The sequence below is a fragment of the Gardnerella sp. KA01002 genome, assembly GCF_049244015.1.
GTDB lineage: Bacteria > Actinomycetota > Actinomycetes > Actinomycetales > Bifidobacteriaceae > Bifidobacterium > Bifidobacterium vaginale.
Map to the genome: position 1 here is coordinate 1,644,481 of NZ_CP058365.1, position 14,965 is coordinate 1,659,445.

General features: G+C 43.1%; 11 protein-coding genes and 2 tRNA genes. 10 read left to right on the forward strand and 3 right to left on the reverse strand.

Going from position 1 to position 14,965, the window contains the following annotated elements:
- Positions 1 to 104 precede the first annotated feature (104 nt).
- Positions 105 to 2,588 (reverse strand): glycogen/starch/alpha-glucan phosphorylase, encoded by a 2,484-nt coding sequence (locus HXT60_RS06490; RefSeq protein WP_004113991.1) that lies wholly within the window; start codon positions 2,586 to 2,588, stop codon positions 105 to 107.
- 265 nt (positions 2,589 to 2,853) lie between these two features.
- Here HXT60_RS06490 and HXT60_RS06495 point away from each other — a divergent pair, with 265 nt between their 5' ends.
- The gene (locus HXT60_RS06495; protein WP_004116474.1) at positions 2,854 to 3,303 is read left to right on the forward strand and encodes a sterol carrier family protein; all 450 of its coding nucleotides are present in this window, start codon (positions 2,854 to 2,856) and stop codon (positions 3,301 to 3,303) included.
- A 48-nt stretch (positions 3,304 to 3,351) separates the two neighbouring features.
- Here HXT60_RS06495 and HXT60_RS06500 read toward each other — a convergent pair whose 3' ends face one another.
- The gene (locus HXT60_RS06500) at positions 3,352 to 3,759 is read right to left on the reverse strand and encodes a DUF3073 domain-containing protein (RefSeq protein ID WP_004116478.1); all 408 of its coding nucleotides are present in this window, start codon (positions 3,757 to 3,759) and stop codon (positions 3,352 to 3,354) included.
- Positions 3,760 to 3,915: 156 nt separating this feature from the next.
- Between HXT60_RS06500 and trpS the strand changes: the two genes are divergently transcribed.
- A complete protein-coding gene (gene trpS, locus HXT60_RS06505; RefSeq protein WP_246943469.1) occupies positions 3,916 to 5,007 on the forward strand; it encodes a tryptophan--tRNA ligase in 1,092 nt (363 codons plus the stop codon).
- A 126-nt stretch (positions 5,008 to 5,133) separates the two neighbouring features.
- Here trpS and HXT60_RS06510 read toward each other — a convergent pair whose 3' ends face one another.
- Positions 5,134 to 6,906 (reverse strand): threonine/serine ThrE exporter family protein, encoded by a 1,773-nt coding sequence (locus HXT60_RS06510; RefSeq protein ID WP_421791071.1) that lies wholly within the window; start codon positions 6,904 to 6,906, stop codon positions 5,134 to 5,136.
- A gap of 204 nt (positions 6,907 to 7,110) precedes the next feature.
- Between HXT60_RS06510 and HXT60_RS06515 the strand changes: the two genes are divergently transcribed.
- The 8 genes from HXT60_RS06515 (at position 7,111) to HXT60_RS06550 (ending at position 14,834) form a co-directional block, all read left to right on the forward strand.
- The gene (locus HXT60_RS06515; RefSeq protein ID WP_004113978.1) at positions 7,111 to 9,867 is read left to right on the forward strand and encodes a phosphoenolpyruvate carboxylase; all 2,757 of its coding nucleotides are present in this window, start codon (positions 7,111 to 7,113) and stop codon (positions 9,865 to 9,867) included.
- 188 nt (positions 9,868 to 10,055) lie between these two features.
- A complete protein-coding gene (locus tag HXT60_RS06520; protein ID WP_415685833.1) occupies positions 10,056 to 10,715 on the forward strand; it encodes a carbonic anhydrase in 660 nt (219 codons plus the stop codon).
- Complete coding sequence (locus tag HXT60_RS06525; protein WP_421791074.1) at positions 10,709 to 11,830, forward strand: permease; 1,122 nt, start codon at positions 10,709 to 10,711, stop codon at positions 11,828 to 11,830. Before HXT60_RS06520 ends, HXT60_RS06525 begins: the two co-directional genes overlap by 7 nt.
- Complete coding sequence (locus tag HXT60_RS06530) at positions 11,827 to 12,657, forward strand: TIGR03943 family putative permease subunit (RefSeq protein ID WP_004113975.1); 831 nt, start codon at positions 11,827 to 11,829, stop codon at positions 12,655 to 12,657. The genes HXT60_RS06525 and HXT60_RS06530 overlap by 4 nt, the downstream gene beginning before the upstream one ends.
- A 69-nt stretch (positions 12,658 to 12,726) precedes the next feature.
- A complete protein-coding gene (locus HXT60_RS06535) occupies positions 12,727 to 14,028 on the forward strand; it encodes a hemolysin family protein (RefSeq protein WP_032834318.1) in 1,302 nt (433 codons plus the stop codon).
- A 50-nt stretch (positions 14,029 to 14,078) separates the two neighbouring features.
- On the forward strand, positions 14,079 to 14,558 hold the full coding sequence (locus HXT60_RS06540) for a Dps family protein (RefSeq protein WP_004573592.1): 480 nt from the start codon (positions 14,079 to 14,081) through the stop codon (positions 14,556 to 14,558).
- Between the two features lie 97 nt (positions 14,559 to 14,655).
- A tRNA-Ile gene (locus HXT60_RS06545) sits at positions 14,656 to 14,729 on the forward strand.
- A gap of 32 nt (positions 14,730 to 14,761) precedes the next feature.
- Positions 14,762 to 14,834: transfer RNA gene (locus HXT60_RS06550), tRNA-Ala, on the forward strand.
- Positions 14,835 to 14,965: the final 131 nt, after the last annotated feature.

Here is a 14,965-nt window from a genome sequence, read left to right on the forward strand (position 1 = left end):
TTGATATTTATTTTTAATTATTTTTATAAATAAAAAAGGCTGTGACCAACAAACGCTAGTCACAGCCTTTTTATTAAAGCAATTTTTAAAATGCTTTTACATAATTATTCAGCAGTTGGAAGAGCACCAGTGTGCCAAATGCGATCGAGGTAATCTTCGATAGAGCGATCAGAAGAGAAGTAACCAGAGTTGGCTACGTTCAAAACTGCCATGCGAGCCCACTTCATAGGATCGCGGTAAGTTTCCTCAATTTGAGCTTGAATATCCATGTAAGAGCTAAAGTCAGCCATTGCCATGAAGTAATCGTGAGTAAGCCAATCATTAACGAGTGGCTCATACGCGCTCTTGTCACCATTGGAGAATGTGCCGTCAGCAACCATGTCTACAGCAGTCTTCAATCGAGGATCAGACTCGTAGTACTTGCGGGAGTCGCCGTGATCGTAGCCTTCAGCATAGAGCTTCTCAACCTCGTCAACAGTCATACCAAAGAGGAAGAAGTTCTCAGCGCCAACGCGTTCACGAATCTCAACGTTTGCACCGTCGAGAGTACCAACAGTCAAAGCACCGTTCAAAGCGAACTTCATGTTACCAGTACCGGAAGCTTCCTTACCGGCCTGAGAAATCTGCTCATCCAAATCGGTGGCAGGAATCAAGTTCATAGCAAGTTCAATGTTGTAGTTCTCTGGGAAGAACACTGCGAGCTTGCCCTTGCATGCTGGATCGTTGTTTACCACGCGAGCAACATTGTTAATGAGCTGAATGGTGAGCTTTGCCATAGCATAGCCTGGAGCGGACTTAGCGCCGAAGAACACGGTGCGTGGAAGCATCTTGTCTACGTCGATTGTGCCATTCTTGATTCCAGCGTATGTGGAGATAACCTGGAGGATCTTCATGGACTGGCGCTTGTACTCGTGCAAACGCTTAACAATGGTGTTAAACATAGTATCTGGGTTGATTTCAAAGCCATACTTGTGCTTTGCAAAATCAACAAAGGCAAGCTTGTTCTGCTTCTTAACTTCAGCAAACTTCTTAACGAATGCTGGATCGTCAGCCAATGGCTTCAAACCTTCAAGAAGCTCCAAATCACCCTGCCATGCGTCGGTGCCCAAGCCCTCAGTAATAAGGGCAGACATGCGTGGGTTGCTCAAGCGCACAAAGCGACGAGGAGTTACGCCGTTAGTAACGTTCTTGAACTTATCTGGGTAAACGCTGGAGAAGTCCTTCAAAGTGACATCCTTCAACAACTCAGAGTGAAGCTCAGCAACACCGTTAACATAAGAACCACCGTAGGTAGCCAAGTAAGCCATGCGAACTACAGCACCTTCGCCATTTTCGTCAGCGTCGGTAGCGATACGCATGCGCTCAACCTGATCCTCAGCAACGCCTTTACCGCGAAGCTCATTGCGGAACTGCTCGCTAATGCCTTGAATAATCTCAAGGTGGCGTGGCAAAAGTTCGCCAATAAGCTTTGCTGGCCAAACTTCCAAAGCTTCTGGAAGAAGCGTGTGGCAAGTGTAGTTGAAGGTCTTGGTGGTAATGCCCCAAGCGGTGTTCCAATCGTAGCCGTACTCGTCCATAAGAACGCGCATAAGCTCTGGAATACCGATAACTGGGTGAGTATCGTTCAACTGGAAGTTGATCTTGCTTGGGAAGGTGGTGAGATCCGGCTTATCCTGACCTGGATAGAATACGCGGATAGCATCATGAATAGAAGCAGCTACGAAGAAGTACTGCTGCTCAAGACGCAAAGCCTTGCCTTCTGGAGTGGAATCTTCTGGGTAAAGAATCTTAGAAATGTTTTCTGCTGCAACCTGTGGCTTAACAGCATCCAAGTACTCAGACTTGTTGAAGGTGAGCAAATCAAATTCGTCGTAAGACTTTGCAGTCCACAAGCGAAGAGTGTTTACGCGACCAGAGTTGTATCCTGGAACCATGTAATCAACTGGAACTGCGCGAACAGACCAAGCTGGTTTCCAAACGCGCTTACCGTTTTCTTCAACAACTTCGCCGCCGAAGTTAACGCGCTGATCTCGACCGTAATCGATATGACCCCATGGCTCTTCGTTGCTAAGCCAGTAATCAGGGGTTTCTACCTGCTTACCATCTTCGTCGAAGCGCTGCTTAAAAATTCCGTAACGATACTGGATGCCGTAGCCAAATGCTGGCACGCCGATAGAGGCGAGCGAATCGATGAAGCAGGCTGCGAGACGACCCAAACCGCCGTTACCTAAACCTGGCTCATACTCAGCATCGATAACAGCTTTTGGATCGAAACCAAGCTTAGTTACAGCCTTGTTGAACTGGTCAGTAAGACCAGCGTTAAGCAAAGCGTTCTCAAGCTGCTTGCCCATCAAGAACTCTGCGCTCAAATAGCCCACAGCCTTGGTGTTGCCGTTAATCATGTCATGCTGGGTCTGCATCCAAGAGTCCATCAAGTGGCGACGGACCGCGGTAGCAGCGGCAACATACACATCAGCCGTAGTGGCCTGTTCTGGCGTGACACCTTGAGTGTACTTCAGATGTTCTTGAAGTTCTTTGGCAAATGTCGCCGCAGTTGTCTTGGCTTTCGGCGCGACGTGTTTAGTCATATTTGACTCCTTGTGCCGTGAATAATATATTTACCTAAAATGTGCGAATAGCAACCCTTGATTATGTTGGTTGTAGCCGCGCCAAATTGCACTTAACAAGACGGTACGCGGCAATGCACACGTTTTCATTGTTGATGATATCACAACCCCAAACACTTATTAAGAATTATTCACAATATGACTTTTATTAAACTTTTATCAGACTTTGATAAAACGCTACCAAAATCACAAACAATAGTCATGTAATTCATGAGATAATTCAAATATGACAGTTATAAGAGAAAAAGATATAAATCGCGCTAAAGAATCATTTAAATTATGGGAAAATAAGGCGAAGGCGTATGTGAAATCTTTGCAAGATAAGGAAAATTTCACATGTATTAACAGCAAAATTCTTGAAGTTAGTAGAGATGATGAAGCAATGGCTGTTAGGTATTCTCTTTATGTTTTGGAATCAATAGCGCCTGGATTTGCTGTAGAGGTAAGAGTAGCGCCCTGGGGAGCTATAAAAATCCTAGAAGGTCCACAATCAGATCCACACAATCTAACGCCGCCTGATGTTATAGAACTAGACCCAGATGTTTGGTTGCGGCTTTCCTGTGGAATAACAAAATGGAATTACGAGCAGCAAATTGGCAATATAAGTGCAATTGGAGAGCGAGATAACCTAAGCAATCTGCTGCCCGAACTCACAAAATCTCTTGCACGAGAATAATTTAATTCAACAATTTAATTCAACAATTACTTGTTTATTATTTTTAAATTACTTCTTATGCATAAAATTCGGCATAGGCATAGGAATATGGTGGTGGATCGTGCCAGAATTGCCGGACGATTTATCTTTATTAGCTGCAGACGCAGCTGCTTCAGCAGCCCACTTAGCGTAATCGTCTAAATCGTCATCGTTGCAAGGAATAGAATCGCACGAGTCTTGCTCTTCATTAGCGTCTTTAGAATCGCTATCATCAGCAAAATCAGACGAATCTTCTTCCTTATCAAGATAATCTTTAGATTCATCATAATTATCAGATTCAAACGGATCGAAGGATCCCTGACCAGGCTCGTGAGTATTAAGCTCCTTAGCAAGCTCGTCATAATCCGTATCGGTCGTCAGGTATTTGAGCTTACGGGCAATTTTCTGTTGCTTTGCCTTCTGTCGTCCGCGGCCCATCTGACCCCCTCTAATTTACCGAAACAATCAATTCATCACACAAGAGCGTACCACTGTGCCGCAACCGAGTATATTGTCTGAGTGGACTTTTACGATAAAAGCCATATTTTTAGGCTTAAAAATCGCAAGAAAAATCGCGTGCGTAAGGAGTTAGAAATGTCAGAAGAAGCACAAGTTACGGCAGCTGGAAATGAAATAAGTGCAAGCTTTGTAGCAGCTCAAAAACGTTCAGACGCAACGCTTGAGAAGCTAAAAGCAAATCCTAGCTCCTTTACAATGCTTACAGGAGATAGGCCGACAGGAAGACTTCATTTAGGACACTACTTCGGTTCGATACGTGAGCGTGTCGCAATGCAAAATCTTGGCGTAAACACAAACGTGATTATTGCAGACTATCAGGTGATTACAGATAGAGACACTGTTGAACACGTAGAAGATAATGTACTAAATCTTGTTCTTGATTATATGGCTGCTGGAATTGATCCTAAGAAAACAATGATTTTTACACACTCCGCTGTTCCTGCAGAAAATCAGCTTATGCTGCCATTTTTGTCTTTAGTTACAGAAGCCGAATTGCATAGAAATCCTACTGTTAAAGCCGAAATGGAGGCTTCGGGTCATGCTTTAACAGGACTTTTGCTTACGTACCCAGTGCATCAAGCTTGCGATATTCTGTTTTGTAAAGCAAATGTTGTGCCAATTGGAAAAGATAATTTGCCACACATTGAGATTACGCGCACGATTGCTCGCAGATTTAACGAGCGTTATGCAAAGAAGAATCCTGTTTTCCCAGAGCCAGCTGCGATTCTTTCGGATACGCCAGAAATCCCAGGATTAGACGGACGCAAAATGAGTAAGTCTTACGGAAACTCGATTATGCTGGGCGCAACTGCAGAAGAAACAGCGAAGCTGATTAAGAAAAGCCCAACTGATTCTGAGCGTCGAATTACATTCGACCCAGTGGCTCGCCCACAGGTTTCTGCTCTTTTAACTACCGCTGGATTGGTTACTGGCAGAGATCCAAAAGATATTGCGCAAGAAATTGGTGACGCAGGTGCAGGAGCACTAAAAGCGTATGTTATTGAATCTGTAAACAACTTCCTTGCTCCACACCGCGAGCGTCGTGCGGAATTGGCAAAAGATATGGACGCTGTGAGAGATATTTTGCACGATGGAAATGCACGAGCTGCTGCGATTGCGCAAGAAACACTTGATCAAGTGCGAGAAGCAATGAATATGAAGTATTGATTAGCAATGTTGATTAGCGATAATTAAATCTGATTAATTCTTGCTTGATTGCATATAAATAAAACGCCCAGTAGTCGCTGGGCGTTTTTGTTTAGGTTTACACTATTTTGTTTATTTTCGATATGACTAAATGTCGTATCGCCAGCTTTTATCTGTTATAACTCGCGCAACAGCAAGTCCTAATGGCAAGCAAATAATCACCATAAAAGCGCGGAAAGTCCAATCTAAAGCAGGAAGAGTATTAAACTGCCCAAGATAAAACATTGCACGATACATATAAAGTCCAGGAATCATAATCACAATAGATGGAACAGTAAGACCAATACGCGGATAGCCCAAATATTGAGGCGCCCAACCTCTATGAACTACAGATCGCCAAGCAGAAGCCAAAAGACCAGCAAGCAAAGCGCCAGTAAATGCTGCGATTTCTGCAGCAATACCAAAATCAGCCATAGTTAAGCGCAAAGTATCGGTAATCGCGCCGATTATTCCAGCAACGAAACACATTCTTTGAGGAGAATTAAACAGAACGGAGAATCCCCACACGCCTGCAAACGCTGTAATCATTCTAAGAACAGCATTAAGCCAAGGATTTAAGCCCAGTGGAGTAAAGCCTTGGGGATTAAGTTGAACAAGGCTTGCAACCATCCAGCCAGCAAGAGTGCCCATTAGAATAATCGCCATTGTGTAGCAAAGTCGCTGAATGCCAGAAGGAAAATCAATTTTAGCAATATCCAAGCCGCCTGTAATAAGAGGAAAACCTGGAATTACAAACAAAACAGAGCCAATATAAGCTGTATTGTGGTGCAAAGCAGCAGGATCAAAACATCCAACAAGTCGAAGAGAAGCAATGCAACTCAAAGCGCCAACAGCAACAGCAATAAACGTTACAACAAATTGGTTTAGATGATGCATAAACATGCGTCTTCTAACATAATGACCAATGCCAGCTCCAATAAAAGCACCAAGCATATCGTAAGCGCCGCCGCCGAGCAAAAATGCGAAGGATGCGCATGCCACAGCAGACGCAAGACCCGCAAACCAAGGCTTATAAAGAGGCTTACGATTTTTAATTAAATCGAGACGGTCGTGAACTTGACGAACAGTAAGCGGCGCGGAAAAGTCGCCAGCATTATTTGGATTATTGGAATTATGCGGATTGTTTTTAAGATCTAAATTCAAATTATTTTGAGAATTTTGAACATTTTTGACATTTTGAACGTGAGAAAAATGCTCAGCATACGTTCTTTCTGGTTGAAGCGCAAAAATTCCACGAGGTTTTTCTTTGAGAATCGCCTCTTGAATTGCCATTTTTTCTTCGACTTTTGCAGCGTGCTCCTCCGACTGCTTAGCTGTTTGAACAATCGCATTCTCATTGCTGCTAGCTTGAAGAGTGTCCACCAACTCCTTAGAAACAGCTGCCTTTGAATGGTATAAGGAATCGTTTCCAAGTTTAACGTTAAACCAATCTGCAAAATGTTCGAGAAGCCAAATTCTCTCCGTATTTACGCCCGTAGTAGGAAGGTCAACAACTTCGGTAATGCGCTCATGCTTATCTGTGCAAGTAGCCTCAATGTCTGTTAAATTAACATCTGCGCGAACATTTACACCCATAGGTTCGCCAATTCTATGCATAAGCTCACGGACTCGGTAGCTTCCAGTACCAGCGCCTAAGCCAAGAGCACCAACTCGAATAATAATGCTGGATTTTGCGGCAATCCCAGCTTCCGTAACTGGTTTATCCCAATCGCGCTCAACATCTTCCATATCTAGCGGAATTGCGTGCGTTTGGAATCTTCCAGAAGGTTTTCCTACTATATGACCAGTCGGAAGTATTTGTGGAGTATTGCCTATATTACTGTTTGAATTACTATCAGCGTTATTCTCTTCTATGCTCACAATTTTTAGTATACGCAGCGCGTAGCCTATAAAATTTATATAAGAAATTTATAGAAAAAATCAGTCCTAAGGTCGGTTCACAATTATTTTGGAATCTCGCTGGGAACAAAGGCTGTGGGCTTGCAACTTTTGACCTAAATAACCGCGGAGGAGCCGCGGAAGTCAAATGACCAAGCAACCTTATGACTAGCACAAGGAGGTCTGATGACAACTCAAAATCAACAGGTTACTCCAGCAGACGCAACAATAGTTACGTCTGGACTAGGAAGAAAAGGACCTGAAGAGCGCGAACTGCCAGCATCGCTTAAGCAAGACATGGATTTATGCTTACATATTCTGCGCGATGTATTAGGCGAATTTGATGAAAAACTTTTAACCGTATTCGACGAAGTGCGATTAAACGCAGTAGACGCAAGCGCAGCACACTTCGCACAAATGGTTGATGCACAAGGAACAGAAGACGACGGGCTAAACAAAGCTGTAGAAAAAATCAACGGCATGGATTTGCCAGATATGCAGCTTCTTGCGCGTGCGTTTGCTACATACTTCCACTTAGCAAACCTGTGCGAAGAAAACTACAGGGTCTCCGTGCTGCACCAACGCGAATGCGAAGTAGAAGAATCTAATCCCGTAGACCCAGTTAACGAGCTAACATGCGCATACCACAAGTTGCTCACGGAGATGAGCCCTGCGCAAGCTAAGGAACTGCTAAATAAGCTTGAATTCCATCCAGTTTTCACAGCGCATCCAACCGAAGCGAGACGAAAAGCTGTAGCTGGTAAAATCCGCAGAATATCAAAGCTTCTGAGCAAACACAATAGGCTAGGAGGATCAGATAAGCGCGAAAACTACAGGCGTCTATACAACGAGATAGACGCATTGCTCCGCACCTCGCCTATTGCTCTTAAAAAACCAACACCAGTTGAAGAAGCAGACACAATACTCGATATATTCGACGCAACATTATTCAACACAATTCCGTTGGTTTATCGCAGATTTGACGATTGGCTTTTGGGCAAAAAAGCTGGATTAGTGCCACCGCGATGCCCAGCATTCTTCCACCCAGGAAGCTGGATTGGATCCGATAGAGACGGAAATCCAAACGTTACAGCAAAGGTAAGTAGGCAGGTTGCGAGCAAGTTTAGCAACCACGTTTTGAAAGCGCTGGAAGAACGCACGCGCGAAGTTGGCAAATGCCTGACTATGGAAACACGCACAACGCCTCCAAGCGTTGAGCTGCTGGAACTTTGGAACCGCCAGAGGGAAATGAGCGAGCAGCTCACTGAAAACGCGTCCGACGTATCTAACAGCGAGCCGCATAGAGCCGTTATGCTTGTGATGGCAGATCGACTACACCACACGATTAGCCGCAATACAGACTTGATGTATCATTCTTGCGAAGAGTTCATTGAAGATTTGCGGATAGTGCAACGTTCGCTTGCTGAGGCTGGAGATGCTCGAGCAGCATATGGACCATTGCAGGATTTGATCTGGCAGGCGCAAACCTTTGGATTCCACATGGTGGAGATGGAGTTCCGTCAGCATTCGCTCGTGCATTCGCGCGCATTGGAAGATATTCGCGAACATGGTTTGCACGGGGAGCGTGGACCGCTTCAGCCAATGACTCGCGAAGTTCTAGACACATTCCGCGCGCTTGGAGCAATTCAAAAGCGAAATGGAATGCGAGCGGCTCGCCGTTACATTATTTCGTTTGCAAAGTCTGCTCAGCATGTTCGCGATGTATTTGAGCTTAATCGCCTTGCGTTTGCGCATCCACAGGATGCTCCAACAATTGACGTGATACCACTTTTTGAGCAGCTAGAAGATTTGCAGAATTCGGTTAATGTTCTTGAGGAAATCATTAAGATTCCAGAAGTTCAGGCTAGACTGAAGGCTACTGGTCGCAAGATGGAAGTTATGCTCGGCTACTCCGATTCTTCCAAAGACGCAGGTCCTACTTCTGCAACACTTGCATTACATTCTGCTCAAGAACGTATTGCACAGTGGGCTAAAGATCATGACATTGATTTGACACTATTCCACGGCAGAGGAGGAGCTGTTGGACGAGGCGGTGGTCCTGCAAACCGTGCTGTTCTTGCTCAACCAGTTGGTTCAGTAAATTGCCGATTTAAGCTTACTGAACAAGGTGAGGTTATTTTTGCTCGCTACGGAAACCCAATTCTTGCCATTCGTCACTTGGAATCAGTAGCTGCAGCAACTTTGCTTCAATCTGCTCCAAGCGTTGAGAAAACCAACACGGAAATGACTCATAAGTATGCGGATATGGCTCAAAAGCTTGATGTTGCAGCGCATAATCGTTTTATTGATTTGCTTCAAACAGATGACTTTACGCCTTGGTTCTCAACCGTTACTCCGCTTAGTGAGATTGGTTTGCTCCCAATCGGATCTCGCCCTGCAAAGCGCGGTCTTGGTGCAAAGTCTTTGGACGATTTGCGCACAATCCCGTGGGTTTTCTCTTGGGCGCAAGCTCGAATCAACTTGGCAGCGTGGTACGGCTTGGGTACAGCTTGCGAAAAGTTTGGCGACTTGGAAACTTTGCGCAGAGCTTACGAAGAATGGCCGCTGTTTAGTACTTTTATTGACAATATTGAGATGTCTTTGGCTAAAACAGACGAGCGAATTGCTCGCATGTATCTAAGCCTTGGAGATCGCGAAGATTTAAGCGATAAAGTGCTTTCGGAAATGCAGCTTACGCGCAAGTGGGTTTTGCAAATTGTTGGTGACAAGTGGCCGCTGCAACATCGTCATGTGCTTGGTCAAGCGATTCGCGTGCGCTCGCCTTACGTGGACGCGCTTTCTGTAATTCAGTCACTTGCTTTGCATAAGCTGCGCAACAAGGTAGATAAAGAAGAGCTTAGCGAAAGTCAGCAAGCAGAGTTCATCTACCTGATTCTCTGCACTGTTTCTGGTGTTGCTGCAGGCTTGCAAAACACTGGATGATTTTAATAAATTACTGAATCAAGAAGGCTCTCGTATTTGCGAATTGCAATACGGGAGCCTTTTTGATAATAGGCTTATATTCTTAAACAAAATTCTTATTTACTACGAAAGATACAATATATTCTAAGTCAAAAATTTTAAACTTTAAGCAACTGAAAATATTGCCAATGCCAGTGTAGGAGGTAATAATGCAAGAAGAAGTCAGCGAAGATTTTGCTAATGAAGATTCAGTTTTAGCTACATCGGTATTAAGCGCAATGCTTGCAGGGAATCGCAAATTTGCAGACGGCAATTCAGCGCATGCAGGCGTAAATTCAGAATCGCGCATGAAACTTATTGACGGTCAGCACCCTGGAGCTGTTGTGCTTTCGTGCGCAGATTCGCGAGTTGCTCCAGAATTTATATTCGACGCCGGTTTGGGCGATATTTTTTCTGTTCGCACAGCTGGAGAAGTGTTGGATGATGCCGTAATAGCTTCGCTAGAATACGCTGTAAGTGATTTGGGAGTAAAAGTGTTGGTTGTGCTTGGGCATGAGCATTGCGGCGCCGTACAGGCTGTTTTGCCGAACGTGCAAAAGCTGGTTTCTGAATACGGCGAAGATAAAACAAGCGAAATAATTGAGTCGAGCGAGTCAATATTGCTACGTTCTTTAGGGCCTGCTGCGCTCGCAGGTGTTGAGGAAAATTTAGATACAGATGATATTGAACGTATTCACGTGTCTAATATTTTGGCTGAAATTTGCGAAAAATCACAAATAATTCGCGAAGCTGTTTTCAAAGACGCTTTGATGCTTGTTGGAGCAAGGTATCGAATGAGTGACGGCTTGGTGGAAGTGTTGTCATGCTAAAAACAGAAACTGAAGCAAAGACAACGAGCCAAGTAGAAAAAGCAAGTAAAGCAAGTAAAGCAAGTAAAGCAAGTAAAGCAAAACAAGCAAATTCTGCAAACTATCTTTTTTTGATTGCAGGAGTGCCTTTTGCGGCTCTTATTATTGCCATGGTCCCTGCGTTGCAATTGCGCTACCCTTGGATGCCTGTAAACACTGTTATTAGGGGTGTTGCTGGGCTACTTTTGCAAGCTGTTCCCTTTACGTTAATTGGTGTTCTTGTTTCTGCTGCTGTAGAAACATGGGTTACGGAAGATTTTATTGAAAAACACGCTCCAAAGTCTATTGCAAACGGCTTTTTGGCTGCAATTCTTGCTGGAGTCTGTGTGCCAGTATGTGATTGTGTTGTTGTTCCAACTTTTTCTCGTCTTGTTGCGCGAAAGCTGCCATTGCCTTGTGCTGTAACGTTTTTGTGCGCTGTGCCAGTGGTAAATCCTGTTTCTATTTGGGCTACTTGGTACGCATTTGCGGACGTTCCAGCAGTTGCTGTGACTCGAGTGGCTTTGGGTGTTGGTGTGGCTCTTTTAGTGGGAATTAGTTTTGTGATTTTTCCTGTAAAATCACAAGTTTTAAGGGAAAAATTTTTCATAAAATCATGTGGATCAACATGTGATTCATGTGATTTTGACAATAATGTTGGGCCTTTAATAAGTTTTAAAGATCATTTAAAAATTTATGCTCATCACGTCTATGCGGATTTTATGCGATTAATGCCAATAATATTGTTTGGAACAACTGTAGCTTCGATTATTCGCGTTTGGCTTGGCGCAGATCCTGCATCAAAAATAAACACAACAACAGTTTTTGTGGCGATTCCAGCAATGATGCTAATAGCATACGCAAGCTCCTTATGTTCAAGCTCCGACGCAGTAATTGCGCGCTCTTTGGCTGCTTCTCTTCCAATGAGTTCAGTAATTGTTTTTCTGCTTTTTGGGCCAATGCTAGACATAAAAAACACTCTTATGCTTATTGAAGATTTTAAAGGGAAATTTGTGATACGTCTAACAGCAACTATTGTTGTTATTTGCTTACTCGCAGCGCTTCTTGTTCACCTTGCATGGGGTGTGATGCTATGAGTAGTGTAAATGTTGTATGCAATGTTGATTGTAATAATGCAGATTGCAAGCAAACTAAGCATAAAATTACTTTTGCTCATATTGCGCAATCGTTGTGTTTGATTTGCTTTTCAGCCACACTAATGTGGAGCGCATTAAGCGGATGCTACACAATCCTTACCACTCCGCGCGCATTCGTATACCTTATTTTTGCTGCGATTTTGCTTTTTGTTTTGGGAATTTGCTCGCTTTTTGGTATTATTCCAGTTTTTGCAAAAGATTCTAAACGCATTCTTGTTTCCCTAATAATTCCAATGCTCGTGATTTTAATTCCACTTCAAATGTCAAAATCAGCATTAGATCAAGGTTTTACAAAGTCTGCAGGTTTTGACGAGTACGCCTCTGGGCGCGCAATAGCAATCGCGTCTAATCGTAAAAATAATAAAAAAACTTTAAGAGGACTAGACGTAGCTAATAAAAAAATTATTATTTCAGACGATGATTTTGGAAATTGGTATGACGAAATTGACCATAATTTAGAGAAATACCAGGGATATGAAATTGTGGTAAAAGGTTTTATAAGTCGAGAAAACACGCTTTCTAAAAATCAGGTTCGCATATCTAGACAATTTATGTCTTGCTGCATTCTAGATATGTCTCCGTTTGGGTTTGTTGCAGATTTTTCTAAAAACTTACGATTTAAAAATCACCAATGGGTGATTGTAAAAGCTAATATCTCACTTGGGAATATTGGTGTTAGTGGATATTCACACAAAGGTGTGGTTCTTAAAGTTGAATCCATTAAAGAGATAAGTAAAGCTCCATCCGGTTATTTTTATAGAACCTGATTGTGTATATTATTCCGATATTAAGCACAAAGCTTTTTATATATGTTAAATTCAACTAAGATAGCAAGTATGTCGTTGGGTTTTAACATTGCACTCATTGTTGTGTTCCTTTTGTTTGGTTCCATATTTGCAGCAACCGAACTTGCGCTTGTTAATTTGCGATCGTCGCAATTAGACCGCATGGAAACGCAGGATGCTCGTGGGGAAAGAGTTGCAAAAATAGCTCGAGATCCAAACACTTTTCTTTCCACTCTTCAAATCGGAGTTACGCTTTCGGGATTTCTTTCGGCGTCTTTTGGCGAATCTGCAATCGCGCCTCATATTGTGCCAATTGTAAAGTCTTGGGGAGTTCCAGATCATGTTGCTGGACCATTAACGACTATTGTTTTAACGCTTATAATATCGTATTTTTCAATAGTAATTTCTGAACTTGTGCCAAAGAGAATAGCAATGCAGCGCTCTGAGCAAATCGCTCGAGCAGTTGTTCCAGCAGTAGATATATTCTCCAAAATATGCAAGCCTTTAATATGGTTGATTGCTAAGAACACCAACGGTTTTGTGAGACTTCTTGGATTCGATCCAAACGAAAAGGAAAGTGAAGTTTCCGACGAAGAGCTACGTGTTTTAGTTAACTCGAATAAAAAGCTTAGCCAAGATGAGCGAACAATTTTAGACGATGTTTTTGATGCTTCTGAAACGATTGTTGCCGAAGTTATGCGTCCTCGTGCAGACGTTGAGTTTTTGGACGGATCTTTAAGTCTTGAAGAAGCTGCTGCAAAAATTAGAGAATTGCCATATTCTAGATATCCTGTAACAGGCAAAGATTTTGACGATGTTATTGGATTTGTGCATGTACGCGATTTGTTAGATGTTAGAGATCCTAATGCTAAAACAGTTGCAGATGTAACTCGAGAAGGAATAAGTCTTCCTGGAACGTCTAAATTGCTTCCAAGCTTGGAGCTGCTTAGAAAACGCGGAATACATCTTGCTGTTGTTATTGACGAGTATGGCGGAACGGATGGCATCGTGACTCTTGAAGACATGACCGAGGAATTGGTTGGAGATATTAGAGATGAATACGATTTGCCAGACGAGTCAGATTTGAAGCGTGATAGTAAAGCTACTGTGTTTGTAAACGGGGTTGCTACAGTTGACGGTGGAATGACTATAGAAGATTTCGCAGATGTGACTGGAATTGAGCTAGAGGATGGACCTTATGAAACTGTTGCAGGCTATTTCCTTGCTCACACTGGCTCAATGGGCAAGGTTGGAGCTATTTTGCACGATGCGGATGGCTACGATATGACAGTTACGGAGGTTGATGGGCGTAGAATAGCTACGATTGAAGTCAGAAAAACCGAAGTAAATTAAAGATTTGAATAAAATTAAACAAAAATAAACAAAAAATGGAGGATACTAATATGGCTTTAACTCATATTGTTCCAGGTCTTGATGAATCGGCTAGTGAGAAAGCAATCGATATTTTGCAGAATCGCTTAAGCCATGAGCAGGAAGCTGCTTTAGTCTTAAAGCATGCACATTGGAATGTTACGGGTCCAGACTTTATTGCGGTTCATGAAATGCTTGATCCTCAGGTTGCAGAAGTTTTAGCTCAAGCCGATGAAACAGCTGAGCGAATTGCAACGCTTGGTGGATCTCCACTTGGTCGCGCAGACGATGTTGTAGCTTCGCGCACTTGGAAGCGTTTTGCTCTTAGCGGTAGAAAGTCCACCAAAGAGTATTTGCAAGCATTAATTGAGTATTACAACGATATGATTGCAGATGATCGTAAGGCAATTTCTCAGCTTGATGATCTTGATATTGTTAGCTCTAATATTATTCAAGATCATGTTCAGCAGCTTGAAAAGTTCCAGTGGTTTATGCGCAGTCATTTAGAGTAATTTTGTAGAATAATTTTGCGACACGCTTAGATTTGCTATTTGACATTTTTGTTTCATGTGCTAATCTAACTACTTGTATGTTTTCGACATACAAGTTGGGCCCGTAGCTCAGGTGGTTAGAGCGCATCCCTGATAAGGATGAGGTCGGAGGTTCAAGTCCTCCCGGGCCCACGAAATTGAGCATTTTGTTCTTTTTCTCCAATGGGGCTATGGCGCAGCTGGTAGCGCATCTGCTTTGCAAGCAGAGGGTCAGGAGTTCGAGTCTCCTTAGCTCCACAAATAGGGTTTCTAGCCAATCGCTAGAAACCTTTTTTCATATATTCGTATTATCGTCTTCTTTCGTGTGTTTCTTGTTCTTGCGCGCATTTTGTTATATGAGAATGTTTCTCATCAAGGTGTTTTGCTAA